Raw genomic sequence first — 25,339 nt, forward strand, 5'->3', positions numbered from 1 at the left:
CTCCCTTCACACGCGCTCGATGATGGTGGCGATGCCCATGCCGCCGCCTACGCAGAGGGTGGCCAGGCCGTAGCGCAGGTTGCGCCGCTCCAGTTCGTCGAGCAGCGTGCCGAGGATGATGCAGCCGGTGGCGCCGAGCGGGTGGCCCATGGCGATGGCGCCGCCGTTGACGTTGACCTTGCTTTCCGCCACGCCCATGTCCTTCATGAACTTCATCACCACCGAAGCGAACGCCTCGTTGACTTCGAACAGGTCGATGTCTTCCACCTTCAGGCCGGCCTTGGCCAGGGCCTTGCGGGTCGCCGGCGCGGGGCCGGTAAGCATGATGGTGGGGTCGGTGGAGGTCACCGCGGTAGCGACGATCCGCGCCCGCGCCTTCAGGCCCAGTTCGCGGCCCTTGGCCTCGGAGCCGATGAGCATGGCGCTGGCGCCGTCGACGATCCCCGAGCTGTTGCCCGGCGTATGCACGTGCTCGATGCGCTCGACCTGGCTGTACTTGCGCAGCGCGGTGGCGTCGAAGCCCATCTGCCCCATCATCTCGAAACTCGGTTTGAGCGCGGCGAGCCCTTCCAGGGTGGAGTCGGCGCGAATGAACTCATCGTGGTCGAGCAGGACGATGCCATTCTGGTCGGCGACCGGCACCAGCGACTTGCCGAACAGCCCTTCGGCGCGGGCCTTGGCGGCCTTCTGCTGGGAGCGCAGGGCGAAGGCATCGACATCGGCGCGACTGAAGCCTTCCAGGGTGGCGATCAGGTCGGCGCCGATCCCTTGCGGGACGAAGCTGGTGTGCAGGTTGGTTTCCGGATCCAGTGCCCAGGCGCCGCCGTCGGAGCCCATCGGCACGCGTGACATGGACTCGACGCCGCCGACCAGGACCAGGTCCTCGAAACCGGAGCGTACCTTCATCGCCCCCAGGTTCACCGCCTCCAGGCCGGAGGCGCAGAAACGGTTGATCTGCACGCCGGCAACCTGTTCGTCCCAGTCGGCCACCAGCGCCGCGGTCTTGGCGATATCGGCGCCCTGGTCGCCCACCGGCGTCACGCAGCCGAGCACGATATCGTCGACCTGGGCGGTATCCAGGTCGTTGCGCCGCTGGACCGCGCGCAACAGCCCGGCCATCAGGTTCACCGGCTTGACGCTGTGCAGCGCGCCATCCTTCTTGCCCTTGCCGCGGGGAGTACGCACGGCGTCGTAAATGAATGCGTCGGTCATGGCGGTCTCTCTTATCCTGTTCTCGTCCGGCCGAGCGGGCCTCCGCCTACCTTAAACAGGCTCGCCGGCGGGACAATGACCGAACCGCTCAGGCTGATTGACCGCCCAGCTCAGCCTGCAACGCCGGGAAGATAGCACCATGCCATCTTTCGACCGGAAACCCGGACACCGGACGAACGGTCGAGACGCACGCCAGAGCCGTCACCACGCTGTCATATAGAGGGAATATGTCTAGACCGGAGCAGCTTGTATCCAAGTGGTCTAAGCCCGCGCAGGCCGGGGCTTAGACTGATTCATGCAAGCGTTCGAAAGGGAGGTCGACGCCGGGGATGCCGGGCCGACCGAAGAGTACGCCACTGCGTGGCAAGCCGTTCCGCCGGGCCGTAGCGCGGAGCAGGCAGCCACCCGACAACAAGAAAGGCAGACAGGCCATGTTGAACGAGCAGCCAAAAAGATGGCGGCAAGCGAGCCTCATCGTCTTCGCCACCACAGTCATCCTGATCCTTCCCAACCTTAACAGTCTGATCCGCTAGGGCACCCTGCTGCCTGCACGCTGCGCACCGCCTCGCGGTCAGCGCAGCGCAGGCAGCCACCAGGTCAGCAGCAGCGGAATGAAGGCGAACGACAGCAAGGTCGAACACAGCACCAGGCTGGCGACCTGATCCGGCGAACGATTGCCGCGCAAGGCGTAGAGATAGTTGAACACCGCCACCGGCATCGACGATTGCACCACCAGCACCCCCTGCGCCAGCGGCGGCAATTGCAACGCCAGCGCCACCGACCAGCCCACCAGCGCCCCCAGCAGAAGACGCAGGCCGCCATAGAAGAAGCCATTGCCCAGTTGCCGCGGACGGATGCTGGCCAGGGACACACCGAGGGTGATCAGCATCAGCGGAATGGTCAGCCCGGCCATCAGGTCGACGGTATTCGCCATCCAGCGCGGCAGTTGCAGGTCGAGCCCCATCAACAACAAGGCCAGCAGCACGCTGAGCAGGATCGGATTGCCCAGCAGCGAGCGCCAGGAGCGCTCGCCGCTCATCCAGAACACGCCGAGGCTGAAGTTGCCGATCGACATGATCAGGTAGAACGCCACCGCCAGGGTCATCCCCGCCTCGCCGAACGCATACAGGCACACCGGCAGGCCCATGTTGCCGACATTCGGGAAGCTGTAGGCCGGCACCAGCACCTGCCACTCCTGGCGCCCGAGGCGCGCCGCCGCCCAGCCCAGCGCAGCCATGCAGACGCAGATCAGCGCGCTGGCCAGGGCCATCCGGCCGAAACTGTGCAGGTCCACCCGGGTATGCGCCAGGGTGGCGAGGATCAGGCATGGCGAACCGATGTTGAACACGATGCGCGAAACGAACTCGGTCGGATAGGCGTGTCCGAGACGGACCCAGACGTAACCGACACCGGCGCCGAACAGCACGGGCGCCATCACGGCGAACAACTCGGCGAGCACGGGAACCCCTTGGTTAGCCAGCTATGCAATGGCCCGCATGCTACCGCGAGGCCCCCGTTCCGTGCCAATCTCTCGCTCCATGCCATAACCGGCGGATGCACGAGGAACCCGCATGCCTGTCACTCTCCCGCGCCTGGCGTTGCTAGGTGCCCTGCTCTTCCCTGTGGCTGCCGCCTGGGCCGCCGAGCTCCGCCTGGAACTGCCGGGGGGCACGCAGACCTGGAGCAGCGAAGAACTGCTCAGGCATCCGCAGGCCCGCGACCTGGACATCCCGGCCGACGTCGCCTACCGCCGGAACATGCGCTACCGCGCCGTGCCACTGGCGGCGTTGTTGAAAGGCGTGCATCCCGAAGACCATTTGCAGGCCGTGGCCAGCGACGGCTTCGCCGCCGAGTTGCCGGCCGCCCCGCTGCTCGCCGAACAGGGCTCGCAAGCCTGGCTGGCGATAGAGGATCCGCAGCGCCCCTGGCCGCCGCTGGGCGCGGGCAAGCCGTCCGCCGGGCCGTTCTATCTGGTCTGGAGCAAACCCGAGGAAAAACGCATCGGTCCGGAGCAATGGCCCTTCCAGGTCGTCCGCATCCGCTACCAGTCCCCTCTGGCCGAACGCTTCCCGGCCCTGCTGCCGGCCGCTGACGCCAGCGCGGAGGTGCGCGCCGGCTTCGCCGTGTTCCAGAAGAACTGCCTGGCCTGCCACCGTCTCAACGGTGCCGGCGACGCCCAGTTCGGCCCGGACCTGAACCTGCCGTACAACCCCACCGAGTACTTCCAGCCGCAATTCCTCGCCCGCTACATCCGCGACCCGCAGGCGCTGCGGCAATGGCCGCAGGCGAAGATGCCGGCGTTCCCGGAACGGGTGATCGACGACCAGGAGTTGCGCCAGTTGATCGGCTACCTGCGCCACATGGCCGGCCACAAGGCGGGCGCGGCCGGCTGAAGCGGCGTCAGATGTTGTACGCCGAGGGCGGCGACGGCAGGCGCTCCAGCAAGTCGTGCAGGCCGGCGCTCCACTGGCGGCGGATGGCGCTGAAATAGGCGTCGTCCTCGGTGACCCGGTAGCCCTCCGGCAGGATCAGGCTGTCGCGGTGGTAGACCAGCAGGTCCAGCGGCATGCCCACCGAGAGGTTGCTGCGGATGGTCGAGTCGAACGACACCAGCGCGCAGCGCAGGGCCTGCTCCAGCGGCGTGTCGAAAGTCAGGTTGCGGTCGAGGATCGGCTTGCCGTACTTGCTTTCGCCCAGTTGCAGGAAAGGCGTGTCCGGCGTGGCCTGGATGAAGTTGCCCTGGGGATAGATGCTGTACAGCGCCGGCGGTCCGCCGGCGATCTGCCCGCCGACCAGGAAGGAACAGCTCAGGTCGGTATTGCCGGCCAGATTGCCGCTGTCGCGGGCCAGCACCTCGCGGGTGGTCTCGGCGACCAGCGCCGTGGCGTCGTAGACCGAGGGCACGTTGAGCAGGCTGGCGCCGTCCCGGCGGATGCGCTGCTGCAACAGGTTGATCACCGATTGCGAGGTCGCCAGGTTGCCGGCCGTCTGCACCACCAGCAGGCGCTCGCCAGGCGTGCCGAAGGTGAACAGCTTGCGGAAGGTGGCGATATGGTCGATCCCGGCGTTGGTCCGCGAATCGGAGGCGAACACCAACCCATCGGCCAGGTGCATCGCGACACAGTAGGTCATCTCGAATCTTCCTTATTCCGTCCGTCCCCGCCCCTCAAGCGTAAAGGCAATCGCCGATAACGCCAGGCGCGCAATGGATCGTCACTGTTGCTGCACCTGCAGCAGCGGCGCGCTGACCAGCACCCTCGCATGCATCTGCTCGCAACCGCCGCCACGGCGCAAGCCGCGCACCGGGCAGGCATCCAGGTAGTCGAGGCCGACGGCCAGCTTGAGATGGCGCTCCGGACGGCCGAGCCGGTTGGTCACGTCGAAGCTGTACCAGCCGTCGCCGAGCCAGGCCTCGGCCCAGGCATGGCTGGCCAGGTGCGTATCGTCCTCGGTGTAGAGGTAGCCGGAGACGTAGCGCCCCGGTACGCCCTGGCTGCGGATGCAGGCGAGGAAGGCATGCGCATGGTCCTGGCAGACCCCGGCGCGTGCGCCGAAAGCCTCGATTGCGGTGCTGTCGACGCGGGTCGCCCCCGGCTGGTAGAGGATATGCTCGTGCAGCGCATGCATCAGGTCGAGCAGGCCGCCGCGGTCCTTGCGGCCGCCCATGGCGCGTTCGGCGAAGGCGCGCATCTCGGCATCGGCGCCGGTCAGGCGGGTGCTGCGCAGGAACGGCAACGGCGACTGGCGATCGTGCTCCACCTCGCGCTCCTCGTCGATCTCGACCAGGCCGTGGGCGGCGATCAGGACCGACTCATGCGGTTCGTCCAGGGTCAGGACGTGCAGGATGTTGCCGTACGGATCGCGCAGCGGCCGCGCCGGGCGCGGCAGGTCCAGGCGCCAATCGACCACGTGCTGGCGCTCGCTGTCCTGCGGGGTCAGGCGCAGGTACTGGATGCTGGCGCGCACCCGGTCTTCGTAGCGATAGGTGGTGTCGTGGGTGATCGAGAGTCTCATGCGGCCTCCAGGTAGGAGCTGTGAATGGCGTTGGCCAACTGGCGAACCAGCAGGATGTAGTCGGTGATCCAGGTATGCAGGCCCTGTTCCAGCACCTCGTCGATGCCGGTGTAGCGCACCCGCGCCTCCAGCTCGGCGGCCAGGCGCTGCGCCGGCCGGCCGTTGACGCCGGGCAGGCCGGAAAGGATCTCGCTCAGTTCCTCGATGCAGGACAGCAGCGAACGTGGCACGTCCTCGCGCAACAGCAGCAATTCGGCGATGTTGCGCGCGTTGGGCGAGGCGCGGTACAGCTCGGTGTAGCCCTCGAAGGCGGATAGCGCCCGCAGCAGCGCGCTCCACTGGTAGTAGCCGCGCGCGGTGCCCTCGTCCGCCCCGGCGAGCGCCGCTTCGCCCTGGGTCTGGTAGCGCGCATCGAGCAGGCGCAAGGTATTGTCGGCGCGTTCGATGAAGGTTCCGAGACGGATGAAGCGGAACGCATCGTTGCGCATGCTGGTGGCGAAGGTCGCGCCGCGGAACAGGTGCGAGCGGTCCTTCACCCATTCGCAGAAACGACTGATGCCATAGCGCAGGATGCCCTCGGCGGCGATGCCGCGCATTTCCAGCCAGGTGGCGTTGATGTTCTCCCACATGTCCAGGGTGATCCGCCCGCGTACCGCATGGGCACTGGCGCGCGCTGCGGCCAGGCAGCTGTAGATGCTCGCCGGGTTGTCCGGGTCGAGGGCGAAGAAACTCAGCAGGCGCTCGGCGGCCAGTTCGCCGTGGCGCTCCAGGTAGGCGTCGAGGGTGCCGGTGATCAGCAGCGGCATGGCCAGTTCGTCCAGGCCGCCGCCGTTGCGGTCCTGCGGCAACAGCGACAGCGAGTAGCTGACGTCGAGCATGCGGGCGAGGTTCTCCGCGCGTTCCAGGTAGCGCGACATCCAGTACAGGTCGGAAGCGGTCCGGCTGAGCATGCTTATTCCTCCACCACCCAGGTGTCCTTGGTGCCGCCGCCCTGGGACGAGTTGACCACCAGAGAGCCTTCGCGCAACGCCACCCGGGTCAGCCCGCCAGGCACCAGGCGAACCCGATCCGGCGCCGACAGGACGAACGGCCGCAGGTCGATATGGCGCGGCGCGACGCCGCTCTCGACGAAGGTCGGACAGGTCGACAGGGACAGCGTCGGTTGCGCGATATAGGCCTCCGGGCGAGCCTTCAGGCGCTCGCGGAACAGCTCGATTTCCTCCCGGCTGGCCGCCGGTCCGACCAGCATGCCGTAGCCGCCGGAACCCTGGGTCTCCTTCACCACCAGCTCCGGCAGGTGCGCCAGGACGTGCGCCAGTTCCTTCGGCTTGCGACATTGCCAGGTCGGCACGTTGTGCAGTAGCGGGTCTTCGCCGAGGTAGAAGCGGATCATGTCCGGCACGTAGGGGTAGATCGACTTGTCGTCGGCCACCCCGGTACCGATCGCGTTGGCCAGCACCAGGTTGCCGGCCCGGTAGGCGGCCAGCAGGCCGGGCACGCCGAGCAGCGAATCCGGGTTGAACGCCAGCGGGTCGAGGAAGGCGTCGTCGATCCTTCGGTAGATCACGTCCACCGGTTGCGGTCCGGCCGTCGTGCGCATGTAGACCCGCTCGTCGCGGACGAACAGATCGGCGCCTTCGACCAGTTCCACGCCCATCTCGCGGGCGAGGAAGGCGTGTTCGAAGTAGGCGCTGTTGAAACGTCCCGGCGTCAATACCACCACGCTCGGCGATTCGACGTCACTGGCCCGCTTTAGGGTGTCGAGCAGCAGGTCCGGGTAGTGGTCGATCGGCGCCACGCGCTGGCGGACGAACAGCTCGGGGAACAGGCGCATCATCATCTTGCGGTTTTCCAGCATGTAGGAAACACCGCTGGGCGTGCGCAGGTTGTCCTCCAGCACGAAGTAGTTGCCGCTGCCGTCGCGGACCAGGTCGACCCCGGCAATGTGCGCGTAGACGTTGCCCGGCAGGTCCAGTCCCTGCATCGCCAGTTGGTACTGGTCGTTGGCCAGGACCTGCTCGGCAGGAATCACCCCGGCCTTGAGGATGCGCTGTTCGTGGTAGAGGTCGGCGAGGAACAGGTTCAGCGCCTGGACGCGCTGGATGCAGCCGGCCTCGATGTGCGCCCACTCCGCCGCGGGAATGCTGCGCGGGATGGTGTCGAAGGGGATCAGGCGCTCGGTGCCCTGCTCGTCGCCGTACAGGGTGAAGGTGATGCCGGCGCGGTGGAACAGCAGGTCGGCTTCACGCCGGCGTTGCAGCAGTTGCTCTTCAGGGGTGTCGGCCAGCCAGCGAGCGAATTCCCGATAATGCGAGCGGCATTCGCCGCCAGCATCGTGCATCTCGTCGTAAAACATGCGTGCCATGCCGGACTCCTTGTCGTCACGAACGATGGGGAACTCGCAAAGCCCGTGCCAGCGCGCGGATCACGGCTCGTCGGCGATTCGCAGGGTCGGCGCGGCGGGTTCGCCCCAGTCTGGTGCATCCTGCCCACAGGGAGAGGAAGGGCGCCCCGTTCGACGGCATGCGCGCCCCGCGGCCACGGACCGGCATCGACCTGCCGATCGCGAAGCGACCTGTGGGACCGATAAGTCTAGAACAGACCCGGAAGGGAGACGGCTTATCCCCTCCCTTCCATGCAGACAGCCGTCTCGCTCGAACGAGCGATAAAGCGGACCGGCGGTAGTGCCAGGGGGGCGCCCGCGGCCGGGAAGGTCAATCGATCAGCGACAGCCAATGACGGTAGAAACCCTCGGCCACCCGATTCAGCCCGGCAATCCTGGCAGGCAACCCGGCCAGCATGTCCTCGGCGGATTGCTGGCTGGGCTGGGAGGGATCGAGCAGGTGCGGCCAGCCGGCGATCCAGCGCCGCACCAGTTCCTCGGTCATTTCCGGATGGCCTTGCAGGCCGAGTACGTGACCACCCCAGGAAAACCCCTGGTTCTCGCACCACGGGCTGGACAGCAGGCGCTCGGCGCCCTGCGGCAGGTCGAAGGCATCGCCATGCCACTGGAAGATCGAGAAGCGCTCCGGCAGCCCGGCCAGCCATGGACTGTCGCGGCTTTCCCGCTGCATGGGCTGCCAGCCCATTTCGGTGTAGGGCTGGTGCCGCACCGTCGCGCCCAGGGCGCGGGCCAGCAACTGGCCGCCGAGGCAATGGCCGATCAGCGGGATGCGCCGCTCGATGAAGCGACGCAGCAGCGCCAGTTCGTCGCGCAACCAGGGCAGGTCGTCGTTGACGCTCATCGGCCCACCCATGATCGCCACCGCTCGCGGGCGTTCGGCGTCGAGACCGGCGAGTTCGCCGAGGTCGGCGCGGATCACGCGGAAGTCCAGGCCGCGCTCCGCCAGCACGACACCCAGATGGCCTGGCGGACAGAACTCGGCATGGGTCAGGATCAGAATATCGCTCATGGCTTACCTCCTTCCCCAGTCTGAAGGAAAGCCTTCGAGGAAGGAAAGCCCGACGCAGGAGCCCCGGCCCGGGATCGCGGCCGGGGTCCCGCCGCCGTCACGGACGCAGCGAAGTGACCTCCTGGGTCACGCCCCACCCGTCCAGCACGCCGCCCAGCGGCACCACGACTTCCTCCAGGTCGTGTTCGAAGGCACCGATGGCGGCATGGGTGGCATACATCACCTTGCTGACCTGCAGGTTCCAGGAGCCATCGTCGCGAGCGACGACCTGGGCCCTGAGGGATTCGCCGCGAAACTGGCCCGCTGCCTGGCGAGCCTCCCGCTCACTGGGAAAGATGGCGAAGAAGTCGATGGGATGGATGCGCGCGAAGTCGAAGCCGCCTTCTTTCATGCGACGCAGGACATTCACGCTGACATCATCCGAGAAGGGCTTTTCCATGAGACGCACCTCCTGTCGAGACATTCAGAAAGTTCACCGATTCCCCATTCAGCTGAAGCCATCGTCGGCGATCATGAGAGTTTTTTGATCAAGCCAGAGGAAGATCGGACGACCATGGCTTCTTTCAGGGTAGCGTCAACCTGCCAGCGCTGCCGAGCTTTCCGCCGCCTGCCCCGGCGGGCGGCGACCGGCGGCAGACAAAGCGCTGTACAAAAGGCCCGGCCGTTGAGCAAGATTCCGCCTGCGCCGGCGACCGTTGGTCCTGCCCGATGGCATTGGCGAAAGCGACTCGTGCAATAATATCAGGTTGATATCAACCACTTCTCTCCCGCTATCCCGTTCGGACGCTTTCATGCTTATCAGCAGCTACAACCAGGTTCTTGTCGCCTTTTCCCTGATTGTGGCCATCCTGGCGTCCTACACCGCTCTCGACATGGCCGGCCGGGTGACCCTGGCGAAAGGCCGCGAGGCGCTCTCCTGGCTGATCGGCGGCGCTTTCGCCATGGGCTTCGGCATCTGGTCGATGCATTTCGTCGGCATGCTCGCCTTCAGCCTGCCGATCCCGCTCGGCTACGACCTGGGCCTGACCCTGCTGTCGCTGCTGCTGGCCGTCGGCAGTTCGGCCTTCGCCCTCTGGCTGGTGTGCCAGGCGGAACTCCCCTGGCAACGCCTGGCGCTGGGCGCCCTGCTGATGGGCAGCGGCATCGCCGCCATGCACTACACCGGGATGGCCGCCCTGCTGATGATGCCGGGGATCGTCTACGACCCGCTGTGGCTCGGCCTCTCCATCCTGATCGCGGTGATCGCCTCCGGCGCCGCGCTGTGGATCGCCTTCCGCCTGCGCCATGGCAGCCGGCGCATCGTCCTGGTCCGCGCCGGCGCCGCCCTGGTGATGGGCTGCGCCATCGTCGGCATGCACTACACCGGGATGGCCGCCGCGCAGTTCCCCCTAGGCAGCTTCTGCGGCGCCGCCGGCCGAGGCATCGACAACGGCTGGCTGGCGGTGCTGGTCATCGTGATCACCCTGGCGGTGATCGCCATCGCCCTGATCGTGTCGGTGCTGGACTCGCGCCTCGAGGCACGTACCTCGGTGCTCGCCACCTCCCTCGCACGAGCCAACCGCGAGCTGATCCAGTTGGCCCTGCACGACAACCTGACCAAGCTGCCCAACCGCATGCTCCTCGACGACCGCCTGGAGCAGGCGATCCAGCAGGCGATCCGCGACGATCGCCGGTTCGCCGTGCTGTTCATGGACCTGGACGGCTTCAAGGCGGTCAACGATGCCTACGGCCATCACCTCGGCGACCTGTTGCTGATCGAAGTCGCCGAGCGTATCCGCGCCAACGTCCGCGCCCAGGACACCATCGCCCGCCTCGGCGGCGACGAGTTCGTCCTGCTGATCGAGGCCCGAGAGCCCGCCGACGCCGCGACCCTGGCCGAGAAGCTGGTGAAGCGGATCAGCCAGCCGTACCAGATATCCCGCCACGAGGTGCGGATCTCGGCGAGCATCGGCATCGCGCTCTACCCCGGCGACGGGCAGACCCGCCACGAACTGATGATCAATGCCGACGCGGCGATGTATCACGCCAAGGACCAGGGACGGAACGGCTACTGCTTCTTCGAGAGTTCGATGAACGCCAACGCCCAGGAACAGTTGCAACTGCTCCATGACCTGCGCCAGGCCCTGGAGCGCCGGCAGTTGGTCTTGCACTACCAACCCAAGGTACTGGCGCCGAACGGACCGATGGTCGGCGTGGAAGCGCTGCTGCGCTGGGAGCATCCGCAACACGGACTGATCCCCCCCGACCAGTTCCTGCCGCTGGCGGAAAAAACCGGCCTGATCGTGCAGATCGGCGAGTGGGTGCTCGACGAAGCCTGCCGGCAGATGCGCCTCTGGCTGGACGGCGGGCATGCGGAGTGGAACATCGCGGTGAACCTTTCGGCCCTGCAGTTCGCCCATGCCGGCCTGGTCGACTCGGTGCGCAACGCACTCCTGCGCCACAGCCTGGAGCCCAGCCACCTGATCCTCGAGGTGACCGAATCGACCGCCATGCGCGATGCCGATGCCAGCCTGGTGATCCTCGAGCAGTTGTCGGCGATGGGCGTCGGCATCTCCATCGACGACTTCGGCACCGGCTACTCCAGCCTGCTCTATCTCAAGCGCCTGCCGGCGAGCGAACTGAAGATCGACCGTGGCTTCATCAACGAGCTGGCCCACGACAGCGACGACGCCGCGATCGTCTCGGCGATCGTCGCCCTCGGCCGCACGCTGAACCTGAAGATCGTCGCCGAGGGCGTGGAAACCGAGGCCCAGCAGGAGTTCCTGACCCGCCTCGGCTGCAATTCGCTGCAAGGCTTCCTGCTCGGCAGGCCGATGCCGGCCGAGCAGTTGCTCGCCAGCGTCGCCTGAGCGCCGCCAGCGGCGTGCCACGGGACCTGTCAGAACCGGCAGATTCGCCCATCGCCGTCTCGTTGACTTCCGCCCGCGCTGCGAACACCTTATGTCGCGCCCGCCGGGCGGCATGCCGCGACATGTCACGCCGCCACGACGAGCGTCTATCCAATAACGAGAAAACATGCATGAACAGGCTGTGTGTACTGGGGCTTCTCATCGGGCTGAGCGGGAGCCCGGCACTGGCGGCTGGCCAGGGCGAATCCGGCAATCCACCGGCTACCGACAAGGAGCGTTTCATCGCCAGCCTGATGGCTCGCATGAGCAACGCGGAAAAGATCGGCCAGCTACGCCTGGTCAGCGTCGGCGCCGACCATCCCAAGGAAGCGCTGATGGCGGACATCCGCGCCGGCAAGGTCGGCGCCATCTTCAATACCGTGACCCGCCCGGACATTCGCGCCATGCAGGATCAGGTCCGCCATAGCCGCCTGAAGATCCCGCTGTTCCATGCCTACGATGTGGCCCACGGCCACCGCACCATCTTCCCCATCAGCCTCGGCCTCGCCGCCAGCTGGGACCCCGAGGTGGTCGCCCGCAGCGCGCGGATCTCCGCCCTCGAAGCCAGCGCCGACGGGCTCGACATGAGCTTCTCGCCGATGGTCGACATCACCCGCGACGCGCGCTGGGGGCGGGTCTCGGAAGGCTTCGGCGAAGATACCTACCTGACCTCGCTGCTGTCCGGCGTGATGGTCCGTGCCTACCAGGGCTCCAACCTGGCCGCCCCGGACAGCATCATGGCGGCGGTCAAGCACTTCGCCCTGTACGGCGCGGCCGAAGGCGGCCGCGACTACAACACCGTGGACATGAGCCTGCCGCGCATGTTCCAGGACTACCTGCCGCCCTACAAGGCCGCGGTGGACGCCGGCGCCGGCGCGGTGATGGTCTCGCTGAACACCATCAACGGCGTGCCCGCCACCGCCAACCGCTGGCTGCTGACCGACCTGTTGCGCCAGCAGTGGGGCTTCAAGGGGCTGACCATCAGCGACCATGGCGCGGTGAAGGAACTGATCAAGCACGGCCTCGCCGGCAACGAGCGGGACGCCACGCGCCTGGCGATCCAGGCCGGTGTCGACATGAACATGAACGACGATCTCTACTCGACCTGGCTACCGAAGCTGCTGGCGGCCGGCGAGATCGACCAGGCCGACATCGATCGCGCCTGCCGCGACGTGCTGGCGGCGAAGTACGACCTCGGCCTGTTCGCCGATCCCTACCGGCGCCTGGGCAAGCCGGACGACCCGCCGTTCGACACCAACGCCGAGAGCCGCCTGCACCGCCAGGCCGCCCGCGAGGTGGCTCGCGAAGGACTGGTCCTGCTGAAGAACCGCGACGGTCTGCTGCCGCTGAAGAAACAGGGGCGGATCGCCGTGATCGGCCCCCTGGCCAAGAGCCAGCGCGACGTCATCGGCAGTTGGTCGGCAGCCGGCGTGCCACGCCAGGCGGTAACCGTCTACCAGGGCCTGGCCAATGCCGTCGGCGAGCGTGCCACCCTGCTCTACGCCAAGGGTGCCAACGTCAGTGGCGACCAGGCGATCCTCGACTACCTGAACAGCTACAACCCGGAAGTCGAGGTCGATCCGCGCTCCGCCGAGGCGATGCTCGAGGAGGCCTTGCGTACCGCGCGCGACGCCGACCTGGTGGTCGCCGTGGTCGGCGAATCGCAGGGCATGGCCCACGAGGCCTCCAGTCGCACCGACCTGCGCATCCCGGCCAGCCAGCGGCGGCTGCTGAAGGCACTGAAGGCCACCGGCAAGCCGCTGGTGCTGGTGCTGATGAACGGCCGACCGCTGTCGCTGGGCTGGGAGCAGGAAAACGCCGACGCGATCCTGGAAACCTGGTTCAGTGGCACCGAAGGCGGCAACGCCATCGCCGACGTGCTGTTCGGCGAGCACAACCCCAGCGGCAAGCTGACCATGTCCTTCCCGCGCTCGGTGGGCCAGGTTCCGGTCTACTACAACCACCTGAACACCGGCCGGCCGATGGACCACGACAACCCCGGCAAATACACCTCGCGCTATTTCGACGAAGCCAACGGCCCGCTCTACCCGTTCGGCTACGGCCTCAGCTACACCGAGTTCAGTCTCTCGCCCCTGCGCCTGTCCAGCGAACGGCTGGCCCGCGGCGCTACCCTGGAAGCGCGGGTCACGCTCAGCAACAGCGGCAAGCGCGCCGGCGCCACGGTGGTCCAGCTTTATCTGCAGGACCCGGTCGCCAGCCTCAGCCGTCCGGTGAAGGAACTGCGCGGGTTCCGCAAGGTGATGCTGGAGCCCGGCGAATCGCGGGAGATCGTCTTCCGCCTCGGCGAGGCAGACCTGAAGTTCTACGACAGCCAGCTCAGGCACACGGCCGAGCCGGGCGAGTTCAAGGTCTTCGTCGGCCTGGATTCGGCGCAAACCGAAAGCCGCAGCTTCACCCTGCTCTGAAGGCGCCGACCGCACCGCCAGCGTCGCCGCCGCGGGCGAACGGCAGCGTCTCCGCCCTCGGCCCGGAGCCAACGCCCGGGCCGGGGGCGTCGCCTGGTTCCCTCAACCGGCGTCCCCTTCCTCCTCGCCGCTCCGCGCCACGCTCTCCGTCAATGCGGCCTGCAACGCCGCCAACTGGCTGTCGAGCGAAGCGTCGATGATCCCGATCTCGGTTTCCAGGATGCAACCGCCCTGGTCCAGCCGGGCATCGCCGACCACTTCCAGGTAGCCCACCTCGGGGAAATCCTTGAGCACCCGGGCGACCTGCTCGCGCACCGCGGCCAGTTGTTCCGGCTGGACGTGCAGGATCACCTGCTTCTGGTTGCTCACCAATGCCAGTGCCTCGCGCGTGGCCGCCAGGGTCAGCTCGACAGCGTCGTAGTGGCGCAACACCTTGCGCACCGCCTGCAGCACCACCTCGCCAAGCTGGCGATCGACCTGCCGGTAGTAGCGATTGCAGCGCAGTAGCGTTTCCTGGATCAGCCCGGCCTGGCGCAGACGCGCCTCCTCCAGTCCGGCCTCCCAGCCCAGGCGCTTCTGCTCCTGGTAAACCTCGTGGGCCTCGCGCTCGATTTCGGCGGCACGCTCGCGGGCCGCTTCCACCAGGCGGTTGGCGCTGAGGTAGTCCTGGTAGTCGCGGGCGCGCAACAGGGCCTGCCCGGGGGCCAGCCGTACGCGACTGGCGTCTAGTTCAACAAATGGAAGCATTCATCGCTCGCTTGTCGGGCGACCTTCAGGCACAGGGTCCGCGCCAGGGATCGCCGTTGTTCGTCGAAGGTCCAGTCCGCCGGGGCCGGCATGGCCTCCAGGCGCAGGCGCAGGCGCCGCGAGAAACCGCAGTCGGCATCGCTACAGGCGGCCAGCCAGAAAGCCAGGCCGCAGCGCCGGAAATAGCCTTCTTCCGGGTTTTCCGGCAAGGCCCGCTGCCAGCCGGGTGGCCAGCGACCGATGAGCAGGTCGAGCTGCTCCAGGCAGAAACGCTGGCCCTGTTCGCCGATCTGCGCGCGGATGCGCCGTACCCGCGCACCGTCCAGCACCTGCCGCAAGGCCTGGCCGTGCAGCAACGCGCCGAGCCAGCCCAGGGTCCGTTCCAGCGCCGCCTGCGGGTAAAGGGCCAGCCCGCCCAGTTGCGCGGGCATGCGGAACGCGCAGTCCAATTCCAGTTGCTCCAGCAGCCAGGCGTTGAGAACGCTCTGTCGCCGCCAGTCCGGCAGCGCCGGCAGCAACCGCAGCAATACCGCGGGCAGGTGCGACTCGTGGATGTAGCGGGCCGGGCAGAAGCGCAACTGGTAGGCCGTCAATGTCATCGCGCCGCTCAGCCCCGTTGCCGGTGCCAGAAGAACTGCGCCAGGTTGCTCGCCAGCAGCAACGCCAGCAGCAGGCCGAACAGACCGAGCAGGCGTCCGCGCGAGTGCTCCGCCACCTGGATCGAGAAGACACTCTCGAAGCGTGGCGCCAGCGGGACCTGGCGGACCCCGGCCGACGGCACCAGGACCACGCTGATGCGGTCGTAGCTGAGTCCTTCGATGCCGTTGTTCACCAGTTGCTTGATCTGCGGCACGTAGGCATCCAGTTGCACGTCGGCGGCGTGCTTGATGAACACCGAGGCCGATGCCGGCGAGGACTTCCTGCCCAGTCCGTCGCGCTCCTCTGGCAGCACCACATGGACCCGCGCCACCAGCACGCCATCGATCTCGGAAAGGGTATGGGAAATCTCCTGGGCCTTGGCGTAGTTGAGCCGCGCGCGCTCTTCGATGGGCGAGGAAATCAGCCCGTCCTTGGGAAACACATCCTTCAGCGTGGAGAAGTTCTCCCGCGGATAGCCCTTGCGCTTGAGCACCTCCACCGCCTCGGCGATATCCGATTCCTCCACCAGCAGGCGCACGGTGCCATCCTTGTCCGCCTGCTTGTCCGCGGAAACGCCCTCCGAACGCAACAGCGCCAGCATCTCGTTGCCTTCCTTCTGGCTGATCCCGGTATAGAGTTCGACCTTGCACCCGCCCAACGCCAGGACCAGCGCCAGGAGCGCCATGCGCGACAGACCTTTCACCGTTCGCCTCATTGGGTCTTCATTAGGGTTTCGACGTTCTGGCTCATGCGCCCGACGGTCTTGGCGATCAGCTCTTCCTGCATGGTGATGCGCATCAGCGACCACTGCATCTGCATCAGGCTGTTGGGATCGTCGCCGGGCGTCGACAGCTTCACCTGCAACTCCTGCTTGGCCTGGCTGAAACGCTCCCTGATCTGCCCCAGTTCGCTGAGCAGGTCGCCGCCCAGGCTGCCGGCACCGCCCATCGCCCGTTCGAACTCGGCGACGTGGGCCGCGCCGGCCGGGCCGCCGGAGAGTTCTTCGAGACTGGTGATCTGCGCCTGGGCGCCCATCCGAGAGATATCCATCATGACTCCAGGTCGAGTTTGTGGCTGTTGCGCACGAGGTTGTCGAGCATGCCGTTGAGCGGGATCAGCACCTGCAATTCGCGACGCGCCAGTTGCGCCAGGTATTCGCCGCCCGGCGCATGCTCGACTGCACCGAGCAACTGGAGGAGAAAGGTTTGCTGCTGGCGCCCCAGCGGCAGTTCCGCACGGAGCATCGCCTTCAGCTCCAGGCGGTCCGCCTCCAACCCTTGCAGCGGCTGGGCAAAGCGCTGCAGCAGGCGCTCGCTGAGAGCGCCGTTCTCCAACCCGGCCAGGCGGCGTCCGGCCGCCGGCGGCTCGCCGCCGAGGGCCTGCTCGAAAGCCAGCACCTGATCGACAGCCGGCAGGTTCGCCGCCTTTGGACTGGCCGACGGATAGACGGCGAATCCCGGCGGCGTGTCGATGCGGCTCATGTCCGCACCTGGGCGCGCATGCCGGCGGCGAAGTCGGCCAGGGCAGGATCGCTGCTGCCGCCCAGCCCGGCCAGCCTGCGGTCCAGCGCGGCGCCCAGCCCCAGGTGCCACTCGCACAAGGCGAACCAGGGCTCCAGCGCCGGCCAGGGATTGCCATGGGCGAAGGCCAGGGCTTCCTGATAGCGCCCCTGGTTGGCCAGGCTGGAAATCCGGATCAGCCGCGCCGCTTCGTCCTGTCCGAGGCGCTCCAGCCACTCGGCGATGCACAGCGCCTCTTCGTGGCAGTGCTGCCCGCTGCCGGCCAGCGCCAGTTCCGCCAATTCGCGTATCAGTGAAGTGTCCATGTTCAGATCTTCTGCAGGATGCCTTGCATCAGGTCGCGCAGCGCACGGGTCACCGTCGAGTTGATGTTGTAGATGACCGACCACTTGTTGATCTTGTGTTGCAGCTCGGCCAGCAGCGCCGGGTTGTCGGCATTGTCGGTCCCCTGCAAGGCCTTGATCGCGTCGTTGACGTCCTTGTTCGCTGCGTTGGCCTGCTCCTTCAGGGCATTGGCCACGGTATCGAGGGTATTCCCCGGGTTGGGGTTGAATATCTGCGCCATGCTTAGTCCTCTGTGAGCTGCGAAAGAATGCCGAGACCGCCTTCGAGGGCCCGGGCCTGCTGTTGCAGGAACTGGAAGCGCTCCGGGCCGGCGCCTCTGGCCAGTTCCCGGCGACACTCCGCCAGCGCCGCCTGCAGACGCTGCCGGAGCGCTGCGGCATGCGTGCCGTCAGCGACCGACAGTCGCGTTTCCAAGGCTGTCATCATGGAGCACCTCCCCTTTGAGATTGATGATGAAACGCTGCTTGCCGCGGGCCACCAGGATCGACTCCGGCTCGATGGCGAGGATTCGCACACCGCGGGATGTCGAGGCGCCCACCGGGTATTTCTGGCCGTCGCCGAGCACTACATAGGGCACCCGCCCCAGCGACACCGAGCGCACCGTGAACTCCAGTTCGTCGCCGCTGGCGCGCTTGCCGCGACTGAGCAGCTCCAGGCTCGGGCGGTTGCCGAACTCCTGCTGGAACTCGCGCTGCAGGCGGTAGAAGGCGCTGAGCTGGACCTCGTCGAGCGTACCGCTCAACTCGATGCGCTCGCCGCGCTCGCGGAAACTCAGTTGCCGGTCGAGGCCGGCGTCCGCCAGCAGGCGCTCGAGGCGGCGCAGGTGCGAGCCGGCCACCCGGACCTGGTTTTCCACCCCGAGCAGGCCCGGCACCTCGGACTCCAGCAATGCGTCGATCCGCGCCCAGCGTTCGTCCTGTTCCGCCAGTTCGCCGTTGAGCCGGACCCAGCCAGGCTTGTCCGCGTTGCTGCTGAGGATCTGCCGATAGCCGAATTTCTGCAGGATGAAATCCACGCCCTGGCGAATGTCTTCCATGCTCCGTGCTTCCAGTCGGTAGTCCACGCCGCTGCCATCGAGGTAGCGCTGCAGCGCCAGGCGCCGGGCGTTGTCCTCCAGGTAGCCGCCGAGCAGGAGACTGTCGCCCTGGCGCTGCACATCCACCTCGCTCATGCCCTGCTCGCGCAGGTAGGCGCGCACCTTCGCCAGGGGCTCCTCGCCGGCCATGCCGTGCTGGCGGGCCGACCAGGGTTCGACGAGCATGCCCAGCAGGCACAGCGCCAGCGCCAGGCTGACGCCGAGCAGCCAGGCCCCGCCGGCACGGGCGGACGACTTGCGGCGCACTGGCGCGGTCTGCGCCTCGGCTTCGGGGAAACGCTCGGGAAAACTCCGCTGCGGGTCGCAGAATGCCCAGCGCAGCGGGCCACAGGTCTGCCCGGCAAGCGCCTGCAGGATCGCTCCGGCGACTTGCGCCTGGCCGTCCTGGCGAGGCTCGCAGCCCTCCGCCCACTCCAGCAGGCGCACGCCCTGGGCATAGACCTCGAGCACCAGGTGGACTGCCGCGATGCCCTCGTCGAGCAACACCAGGTCGGCCTGCAACGGATCGCTGCCAAGCGCCACCCGGCCCTCTCCGAGCGAGACTTCGGCGCCCTGGTTCAGCCCGCTGTAGAAGCGGATCTTCCAGGCCATGCTAATTCCCGCGCTCCGCGCCGACGCACCAGGCGCCGTCCTTGGGACAGGCGCCGTCGGTCACCCGCCAGCCCTCCTGCGCACCCATCCGGCAGGGCGTGAGGAACGAACCCTGCCCGGCCTGGCGCAAGCGCTCCTGTTCGGCCCTGGCCGGCGCCAGCGCCTGGCAGCGGGCGCTACCGAGCAGCTTGCGCAACGACAGGCTCTGGTTCGACAACTCGTCGATTTCAAGCAGGCCGCCGCGCAGGTCGCGACGGTTGTTCAGCGCCAGGTAATGGCCGACGCCATCGTCGATCAGCCGCGGCTCGATGAGGAACAGCCGCACCGAGCGGCGCACGGTGTCCGCGGTAGTGCGGAACAGCGCGCCGAGATAGGGAATGTCGCCGAGCCAGGGTACCTTGCGCTGGCTCTGGCTCAGTTCGTCGCGGTAGATGCCGCCGATCAGCAGGCTCTGGCCATGGCCCACGCGGGCGATGGTATCGATCACCGTGCGGTTGATCGTGGGGATCTTGTCCAGGCCGGCGCTATTGGGTTTCTGGCTGCCGTCCTCGATGTGCAGGCTGAGGCTGATCTCCGGCGTATCGCCGAGAGTCACCACTCGCGGCGTCATTTTCAGCATGGTGCCGTAGGTGATCGCCTTCAGCTCGGCCACCCGCTCGCCCGTGACCCGCACATAGTAGGTTTCGCTCTGGTCGAGCACCGCCTGGGTATTCTCCTGGGTCAGCAGGGTCGGCCGGGATCCGATCTGCGCCTGTCCCTGGCTCTGCAACAGGGTGACCTTGGCCAGCAGGAAATCCAGCCCGCGACTGTCCACCAGGCTGCCGACCGCCCCGTTACCGGCGCCGCCGCCCTCCTCGCTATCCTGGCCGGTGGTGCGGATCTGGATCGACTTGTTGTTGCCCAGGCGAATCCCGGCGCTCCAGTCGACGCCCAGCTGGGCGAGGTTCTCGGCATTGATGTCGATGATCGACAAGCCGACCTCGATCCGCGCCGAGGGCCGGTCGAGGGCTTCGATCAGGCGGCGATACATGGGCAACCGGTCCTTGTGGTCGCGCACCACCACCGCGTTCAGCGACGGTTCCGCCTGGACCACCGCATGGCTCGATTGCGGTCCCGGGCGCAGCTTGCCCGGCTCGTCGCCCACCGCAACCACGTTGGCATCGCTGAGCACCCGCGAGAGGATGCTGGCGATGCCCGGCGCCTCGATCTCGTCGTCGCGGTACTCGATCTTGCGGTCCTCGGCGACCGCATAGCGCAGCGGGAAGATCTCCACGCTGAGGTCGCCGGTCTTTTCGCTGCGCAGGGTGTATTGCTGCTCCAGCACCTGGGCGGTCTGCTCGACCAGTTCGAGATAGCGCCCCGGACCGGACACGTGCACCAGCCGCCCGGAAGGGTCGGCACGCCAGCCGAAGCGCGGTTCCCAGATGCCGGCGGCGGTCAGCGCGCGCTTCAGCTCGGCCTCGCCGACCTGCTCCAGCCTCATCAGCCGCGATTGCATCTCGGTGGTCTTGAATACGTACAGCACGGTGCCGTCGTAGTACCAGCCGAGGTTGTAGAGGGAGGCCATCAACTGCAGGAAGGCCTGCGGGCTTTCCAGGTCGAAGCGACCGCTGACCTGGTCGTTGACCTTGTCGCTGACGATCACCGAGGCATCGTAGTTGGCGCCGAAGTTGGCCAGCACGTCGCGCAGGCTTTCGCCCTGCGCCACATAGTCGTAAGGCAGGCTGGGCCAGTCCAGCGGCTGCGCGCGCAAGACCGCGCCAGGCAGCAGCGCCAGCAGTCCGCCGATCAGCAGGCGGCGCATCAGGGACGCCACACCGGAGCCTGCGGCGGCAACCCGCGGGGCAGCGGCTCCAGCTCCGGCGCCAGCGCCTCGAGCAGCCCCACCTGGGCGGCCAGGGCCCGTTCGAGTCGCTCGGGATCGAGGCCGTCGAGGCCCAGCCGCGCCTGCAACAGCAGGCGCCCGTCCGCGTCCAGGACGATGGCCTGGGGATAGCGCCGGCTCCAACTGGCGACCCGCGACAACAGCGCCCGCAGCAACCCCAGCTGGTCGCGCTGCGGGTCCAGGGGGGCGTGCTCCAGCGGGCTTTCCATCAGCAGGTCGTCGCCCTGGCGCAGCAACAGGACGCTCTGTCCGTCGATGCGCAGGTGGTACGAACCCGTCCGATCGGCAACAAAGGGCCCTTGGCCCAGGCGAGTGGCCAATCCGCTCAACAGATGATCCATGATTCCTCGGTAGGGCCGGCTTTCGCCGGCCGCTCAGCTCTGCCAGTAGAAGTGATCCTGTGCCTGGCACAGGTTGCGTTCGTGCAGCCAGGCCTGGACGGCGTCCGCCGCGCCGACGTCGTCGTCCAGCCGGCAGAGAGGTTGCCAGAGGCATTCGAGGACCTCGGGGATCGGCTCGAAGCCGGCCAGCCCGCCGCTGGCGAGCAGCGTCGCCATGCCCCGCTGCCAGTTCGGCCAGGCGCTCTTCGCCAGTGCCGAAGCCGTCTCCAGCTTGCCGGCCAGTTCGGCCACCTGTTCCTGGGTGCGCGCCTGGCACTTGGCGACCCTGGCCAGTTCCTCGCGGGCCTGCTCCGGCTCCAGCTCGGCCACGCGGGACCAGAATTCGGACTTGACTCGCAGTTGCCGGGACTGGGTCTCCAACTCCACCAGCGACAGGCGCCAGCCGGGGATCGCCTGGTCGAGCAGGCTTTCCCACCAGCCATAGACCGGCAGCAGGACCCAATCGATCATCGACTGCGGCACGGCGAGGTTGACCCGGTCGCCCAGTTCGGAGCACCAGCCGTCGTCGTCCTGCGCCGCGCAGAGGAGAATCTGCCGCACCTCTTCGCGCCCCAGCGCCAGGCCGCGCGCCAGGCGCTGCTGCAACCACTCGCAGCGGAACAGTTGCTCCAGCCGCAGGCGCGGCAGCATCCGCTGCAGCAACGCCAGTTGCCGCGCACTGATGATTCCGGACTCACGATACAAACTGCTCGATGCGTAACCCGGCACCCGACCCCGCGAGCGGGCGTCCGAGCCCACCACGGATACCCGCCTGCCAGCGAACACCGCTTCTCGGGAGTACTGCTTATCGTCTTCCTGCTCCATTCTCTGCCTTGGCTTCCTCACTACATTGCGCGCTCGTCAGAGCCTGCAATTTGGGCCGATTCTACTCATGCAGCCGCTACCGGGCTTTCAAAAAACGTCAGTTATTTTTAGCCCGGCATTCGTCCTTCCCCTGCCGCGAGCGGCTCGGTGTGCAGCCGAAACGGCGGCGATAGCTCTGGGTGAAATAGGACTGACTGGAAAAGCCCGCCTCCATGGCGATGTCGACGATGCTCATGTCGCTGTTGAGCAGCAACTGATGGGCATAGAGGATTCTCCGCTCGCTGATCCAGGCGCGCGGCGAAACCCCGTAGACACTGCCGAACAGCTCCTTGAAGGTGGTCAGCCCCATGCCGAACTCGCGGGAGAAGTCGGACAGCTTCCACTCGTTGAGGTAGTGCTTCTCCATGAATAGCTGCAGACGCTCGACATGCCGGTTGCTCAGTTGCCGCAGGACCGACATCAGCAGCGGCCCCTGCGGACTGAACGCGAAGAGCATCAGCAACTCCTCGATCTTCAGGCAGGCGAGCATCGGCGGATGCTCATGCACAAGCAATTCCTTCAACCCCTTGACGCAACCGGCCAGCAGAGGCGTGGCAGCGAACGCGATGATGCCCGGCACGGGCTCGTCGCAACGCTCGACTTCACTCAACAGCGCGCCGAAGCGCTGGACGAAGCCTTGTAGAAACTGGGCAGATAATGGAATCCAGAGTATTCGGCTGTCCTTTCCCTTGGTACTTACGACATAGCTTCCGCGGCGGACGAAAAGCAACTCGCCAGGCGCCAGGCAAAAAGTGGAATCGATGTCCTGGACGGTCAGTTCGCCCTCGAGCAGAACATATACGCCCTCTTCCTTGTTTACCCTGTATTCGAAAGTTGGAATGTTCCAATGACAAGACGTTATCTGCTTTCGGCCAAGAGATTTGGCTCCTTGCATATTATAAGAACCCCAACACTTCCCGTCGTACCTTGAATGCCCCGCCGAGCGGAGAGGCATGAATACGCTCCGTTTTATTGATTTTCAAAGCCATGAGCACGGAGTCGATTTTATAATAATCAGGATTATCCGACGTGCGCTGATTCGCAGAGCGAGTCGGCTTCCGCCAATTAATCCAGCCTTCTTTAGAAGCGGAACAAAAGTACCAGTTTTATTATTCGAGGCCTTCCCTGAAAACGAACGAGACTTGCACTTCTTTAATCTCCATACGCACTTTCCGAAACAGCAGGCAATGTATCAATCGTTGCCAGATCTTTCTTCCGGGCGAGCGGCCGTACAATTCGGAAAACAGTCGCGCCGAACCAGCCGGACCCGCTCATCGACGCCCGCCGCCACCTGTTGCCAGGCACTCGCCTGGACCGCCGCGACGCCCACCCAGGAAAGCTCGGTACGCAGGTACAATGCCTCGCCCTCCAACCTGTCGACCTCCAGATCGAAGGCATAGCGCAACGGCAACCCGGACACCCGGTAGCGCCGCTCGGCAATCGTTTGCATCCTTCCCTGAACGACGGCATACAGGCGCAGCCTGAGTTGCGCCTGGCGCGCCTGCAGGGAAACGCCGCCCACCGAACCACCCACCGTCACCTTCGGCGACATCGGCGCGGGCTGGCTGACGCAACCGCCGAGCAGCAGCGCCAGCGGCAACAGCATCCAGCACCTCACCTGCGCCGGACCGTGCGCGCCTCCAGCGGCGTGCCGTCACCGTCGGCGAGACGCTGCAAGGCCTGCTCACTACGCGGATCGCCAGCCACGTTGCGCGCCAGCCAGCGCGCCAGCCCGGCCACGCTGGAACGGTCGTCGCCGCGAACGGCCGCGCGGGTCACCGAACGCCCCTCGAAATGCCCCACCGTCTCGGCTCCTGCGTCTTGGGACGGCTGCACCGGCGAAATCGATTCGATTTTCATGGGGCCACTCAAACCCTCATGCCGACCGCAGCGACCGCCTCGCGATCGCTGTCGCACGGCAGCAGGCGTTGCCAGAACTCGGCGTGGTCGAGCAGGTTGGCCAGGGTCGCCTCGAAGCATTCGAGGGTCAGTTGCGCTGCGAGAATCTGCGCATACAACTGGACCTTCCCGGTCAGCTCGTCGAAGCCGAAATGCAGATCGAAACGGTGCCAATGGCGGTTGAAGCTGGCGAGCTGGCGAAAGATCCCCTCGCCCAGCACATCGATGCCCGCCACATCGGCCTCCAGCAACAGACGCTCGCGCTCGGCGAGCAGCAACAGGGTGACGCCCACCTGTTCGTCGAACAGGAGGCTCGCCATGCCCTCCTCGTCGAGGGACAGGGAAGGCAAACCGATACGGCCTGCGAACTCGGCAAGCAGTCGGTTGACCTTGCTCGTTAAATCCATGGGGGCGCCTCCTAAAGCTCAGCGCATGCTAGCACCGGGCTATGCATCGCTTTTGTCACTGAGAGACTTTTCTTTTAAGAAAAAAGCCACATCGCTGTGGCCTTTTCCTCCCGCGCGGAGACGGCTCAGACCACTCCGGCCGCCGCACGCCAGGCCTGGTTATGGCTCTGGGTGTACTGCTGGATGAGCTGCAGGACGTCCTTCATGAAGCCGGCATCGAAGCTCATCTGGTCCTCGACCTTCTGCTTCTGGCTCTGCCCGATGGTGGCGTTGACCTCTCCTTCCCGGGCGCTCGCCTGCGATTCGCCCTGGCGCACCTGGACCGAGGCGTTGGCCATCTGGACGAAGGACTGGATCACCGTGTTGGCCACCTGCAGGGCGCCGTTGCGGCTCTCGAAGGCACGGCCCGCCGCACGCAACGCCACACTGTCCTGCACCTGGTCCGCCGCCCAGACCTTGCCGACGATCTTGCGATCCTCGTCGGAGGTCTTGCCAAGCGCCTGCATCTTCGCGTCGATCAGTTCGTTGCGCCCATCGATGTTCTTCTGCAGGGTCTTCTCCTGACTGATGGCCTTGCCGTTCTTCAACGCGCCGAGGCTGCCGACCACCGCCGAGGCCAATGCGCCGACGCCAGCGATCACCGCCATGGCGATCATCAGCGTGGCGCCGCTGCGCATCTCGTCCACCTGCGCCTTCTGCGCGTGGATGATCGACTGGTTCTCGTTGTCGCGCTGGAGCACGCCCAGCTCGCGCGCTTTCTGCGCGATGCGGAAGAGAATCAGCAGAAGCTCGACGCTGCTGTCCAGCTCGCTGCCGGCCGCTTCCATGCGCACCGGGTCGAGCACCTGGCGCGGAGCGTTCAGTTCGACCCGGTCGGCCCGCGCGGCCGGCACCTGCGGCAGGTCCGCAGCCGCTTGCGGCGTGCCGACGGAACGCCCGGCGGCGCCGGGAGCGATCGGCTCGGAGGGGATCGCGGCCTGGGTAGCCGCCAGGGAATATTGCGTGTCGATCAT

At 66.6% G+C, this 25,339-nt stretch carries 28 protein-coding genes; 3 read left to right on the forward strand and 25 right to left on the reverse strand.

The features are described from left to right. Nucleotides 1–6: 6 nt before the first annotated feature. A complete protein-coding gene (locus AC1RB9_RS16880; protein WP_003087747.1) occupies nt 7–1,212 on the reverse strand; it encodes an acetyl-CoA C-acetyltransferase in 1,206 nt (401 codons plus the stop codon). 571 nt (nt 1,213–1,783) lie between these two features. Further along, nucleotides 1,784–2,671 (reverse strand): AEC family transporter, encoded by an 888-nt coding sequence (locus AC1RB9_RS16885; RefSeq protein ID WP_003087746.1) that lies wholly within the window; start codon nt 2,669–2,671, stop codon nt 1,784–1,786. 112 nt (nt 2,672–2,783) lie between these two features. Between AC1RB9_RS16885 and AC1RB9_RS16890 the strand changes: the two genes are divergently transcribed. Continuing rightward, entirely contained in the window at nt 2,784–3,605 is an 822-nt protein-coding gene (locus AC1RB9_RS16890; protein WP_003450030.1) for a cytochrome c, read from the forward strand. Between the two features lie 7 nt (nt 3,606–3,612). Here AC1RB9_RS16890 and AC1RB9_RS16895 read toward each other — a convergent pair whose 3' ends face one another. The 6 genes from AC1RB9_RS16895 to AC1RB9_RS16920 all read right to left on the reverse strand — a co-directional run bounded on the left by AC1RB9_RS16895 (nt 3,613) and on the right by AC1RB9_RS16920 (nt 9,078). Then, a complete protein-coding gene (locus tag AC1RB9_RS16895) occupies nt 3,613–4,344 on the reverse strand; it encodes a proteasome-type protease (protein ID WP_003113561.1) in 732 nt (243 codons plus the stop codon). A gap of 81 nt (nt 4,345–4,425) precedes the next feature. Next, nucleotides 4,426–5,226, reverse strand: coding sequence for a transglutaminase family protein (locus AC1RB9_RS16900; protein ID WP_003087743.1), 801 nt, complete (start codon nt 5,224–5,226; stop codon nt 4,426–4,428). Beyond that, nucleotides 5,223–6,176: an alpha-E domain-containing protein gene (locus AC1RB9_RS16905; protein WP_003087742.1), complete on the reverse strand. Its 954-nt coding sequence runs from the start codon at nt 6,174–6,176 to the stop codon at nt 5,223–5,225. The genes AC1RB9_RS16900 and AC1RB9_RS16905 overlap by 4 nt, the downstream gene beginning before the upstream one ends. Nucleotides 6,177–6,178: 2 nt before the next feature. Further along, nucleotides 6,179–7,591 carry a circularly permuted type 2 ATP-grasp protein gene (locus AC1RB9_RS16910; RefSeq protein ID WP_003450029.1) on the reverse strand — a complete coding sequence of 471 codons (1,413 nt, stop codon included), beginning with the start codon at nt 7,589–7,591 and terminating at the stop codon, nt 6,179–6,181. 349 nt (nt 7,592–7,940) lie between these two features. After that, nucleotides 7,941–8,639 (reverse strand): type 1 glutamine amidotransferase, encoded by a 699-nt coding sequence (locus AC1RB9_RS16915; protein ID WP_003450028.1) that lies wholly within the window; start codon nt 8,637–8,639, stop codon nt 7,941–7,943. A 97-nt stretch (nt 8,640–8,736) separates the two neighbouring features. Further along, nucleotides 8,737–9,078 (reverse strand): ribonuclease E inhibitor RraB, encoded by a 342-nt coding sequence (locus AC1RB9_RS16920; protein WP_003087738.1) that lies wholly within the window; start codon nt 9,076–9,078, stop codon nt 8,737–8,739. A gap of 352 nt (nt 9,079–9,430) precedes the next feature. On the opposite strand from AC1RB9_RS16920, the gene AC1RB9_RS16925 reads away from it, so the two are divergent. Next, nucleotides 9,431–11,488 carry a putative bifunctional diguanylate cyclase/phosphodiesterase gene (locus AC1RB9_RS16925; protein ID WP_003087737.1) on the forward strand — a complete coding sequence of 686 codons (2,058 nt, stop codon included), beginning with the start codon at nt 9,431–9,433 and terminating at the stop codon, nt 11,486–11,488. A gap of 170 nt (nt 11,489–11,658) precedes the next feature. Further along, the gene (gene bglX, locus AC1RB9_RS16930; RefSeq protein ID WP_003113557.1) at nt 11,659–13,953 is read left to right on the forward strand and encodes a beta-glucosidase BglX; all 2,295 of its coding nucleotides are present in this window, start codon (nt 11,659–11,661) and stop codon (nt 13,951–13,953) included. Nucleotides 13,954–14,055: 102 nt separating this feature from the next. Here the strand turns inward: bglX and pscL are convergent, their stop codons facing one another. The 17 genes from pscL to popD all read right to left on the reverse strand — a co-directional run bounded on the left by pscL (nt 14,056) and on the right by popD (nt 25,339). Further along, nucleotides 14,056–14,700, reverse strand: coding sequence for a SctL family type III secretion system stator protein PscL (gene pscL / locus AC1RB9_RS16935; RefSeq protein WP_003120328.1), 645 nt, complete (start codon nt 14,698–14,700; stop codon nt 14,056–14,058). Then, nucleotides 14,679–15,299, reverse strand: coding sequence for a SctK family type III secretion system sorting platform protein PscK (gene pscK, locus AC1RB9_RS16940; protein WP_003450027.1), 621 nt, complete (start codon nt 15,297–15,299; stop codon nt 14,679–14,681). The genes pscL and pscK overlap by 22 nt, the downstream gene beginning before the upstream one ends. 8 nt (nt 15,300–15,307) lie before the next feature. Further along, entirely contained in the window at nt 15,308–16,054 is a 747-nt protein-coding gene (gene pscJ, locus AC1RB9_RS16945) for a SctJ family type III secretion inner membrane ring lipoprotein Psc (protein ID WP_003120329.1), read from the reverse strand. Then, a complete protein-coding gene (pscI, locus tag AC1RB9_RS16950; protein ID WP_031688872.1) occupies nt 16,051–16,389 on the reverse strand; it encodes a SctI family type III secretion system inner rod subunit PscI in 339 nt (112 codons plus the stop codon). Before pscI ends, pscJ begins: the two co-directional genes overlap by 4 nt. Continuing rightward, the gene (gene pscH, locus AC1RB9_RS16955; protein ID WP_003122856.1) at nt 16,389–16,820 is read right to left on the reverse strand and encodes a YopR family T3SS polymerization control protein PscH; all 432 of its coding nucleotides are present in this window, start codon (nt 16,818–16,820) and stop codon (nt 16,389–16,391) included. Before pscH ends, pscI begins: the two co-directional genes overlap by 1 nt. Beyond that, nucleotides 16,817–17,164: a YscG family type III secretion system chaperone PscG gene (gene pscG, locus AC1RB9_RS16960; RefSeq protein ID WP_003100735.1), complete on the reverse strand. Its 348-nt coding sequence runs from the start codon at nt 17,162–17,164 to the stop codon at nt 16,817–16,819. The genes pscH and pscG overlap by 4 nt, the downstream gene beginning before the upstream one ends. Nucleotides 17,165–17,166: 2 nt before the next feature. Continuing rightward, nucleotides 17,167–17,424, reverse strand: a complete 258-nt coding sequence (pscF, locus tag AC1RB9_RS16965) for a type III secretion system needle filament protein PscF (protein ID WP_003087729.1) — start codon at nt 17,422–17,424, stop codon at nt 17,167–17,169. A gap of 2 nt (nt 17,425–17,426) precedes the next feature. Then, complete coding sequence (gene pscE / locus AC1RB9_RS16970) at nt 17,427–17,630, reverse strand: YscE family type III secretion system co-chaperone PscE (protein ID WP_003100751.1); 204 nt, start codon at nt 17,628–17,630, stop codon at nt 17,427–17,429. After that, nucleotides 17,593–18,891, reverse strand: coding sequence for a SctD family type III secretion system inner membrane ring subunit PscD (gene pscD, locus AC1RB9_RS16975; protein ID WP_003450017.1), 1,299 nt, complete (start codon nt 18,889–18,891; stop codon nt 17,593–17,595). Before pscD ends, pscE begins: the two co-directional genes overlap by 38 nt. Before the next feature lies 1 nt (nt 18,892). Continuing rightward, on the reverse strand, nt 18,893–20,695 hold the full coding sequence (gene pscC, locus AC1RB9_RS16980) for a SctC family type III secretion system outer membrane ring subunit PscC (RefSeq protein ID WP_003450015.1): 1,803 nt from the start codon (nt 20,693–20,695) through the stop codon (nt 18,893–18,895). Continuing rightward, nucleotides 20,695–21,117 carry a YscB family type III secretion system chaperone PscB gene (gene pscB / locus AC1RB9_RS16985; RefSeq protein WP_003450013.1) on the reverse strand — a complete coding sequence of 141 codons (423 nt, stop codon included), beginning with the start codon at nt 21,115–21,117 and terminating at the stop codon, nt 20,695–20,697. Before pscB ends, pscC begins: the two co-directional genes overlap by 1 nt. Nucleotides 21,118–21,150: 33 nt before the next feature. Continuing rightward, a complete protein-coding gene (exsD, locus tag AC1RB9_RS16990; protein ID WP_003100755.1) occupies nt 21,151–21,981 on the reverse strand; it encodes a T3SS regulon anti-activator ExsD in 831 nt (276 codons plus the stop codon). Between the two features lie 97 nt (nt 21,982–22,078). Beyond that, the gene (gene exsA / locus AC1RB9_RS16995) at nt 22,079–22,915 is read right to left on the reverse strand and encodes a T3SS regulon transcriptional activator ExsA (RefSeq protein WP_003120334.1); all 837 of its coding nucleotides are present in this window, start codon (nt 22,913–22,915) and stop codon (nt 22,079–22,081) included. Between the two features lie 297 nt (nt 22,916–23,212). Beyond that, nucleotides 23,213–23,626, reverse strand: coding sequence for a YscW family type III secretion system pilotin ExsB (exsB, locus tag AC1RB9_RS17000; RefSeq protein ID WP_003100765.1), 414 nt, complete (start codon nt 23,624–23,626; stop codon nt 23,213–23,215). Nucleotides 23,627–23,634: 8 nt separating this feature from the next. Next, nucleotides 23,635–23,880, reverse strand: a complete 246-nt coding sequence (exsE, locus tag AC1RB9_RS17005; protein WP_003117722.1) for a T3SS regulon translocated regulator ExsE — start codon at nt 23,878–23,880, stop codon at nt 23,635–23,637. Between the two features lie 8 nt (nt 23,881–23,888). Further along, nucleotides 23,889–24,326 carry a type III secretion system regulatory chaperone ExsC gene (exsC, locus tag AC1RB9_RS17010; RefSeq protein ID WP_003100769.1) on the reverse strand — a complete coding sequence of 146 codons (438 nt, stop codon included), beginning with the start codon at nt 24,324–24,326 and terminating at the stop codon, nt 23,889–23,891. A 125-nt stretch (nt 24,327–24,451) separates the two neighbouring features. Continuing rightward, nucleotides 24,452–25,339 (reverse strand): type III secretion system translocon subunit PopD, encoded by an 888-nt coding sequence (gene popD, locus AC1RB9_RS17015; RefSeq protein ID WP_003113550.1) that lies wholly within the window; start codon nt 25,337–25,339, stop codon nt 24,452–24,454.

It is taken from the genome of Pseudomonas sp. 20-5 (genome assembly GCF_056782835.1).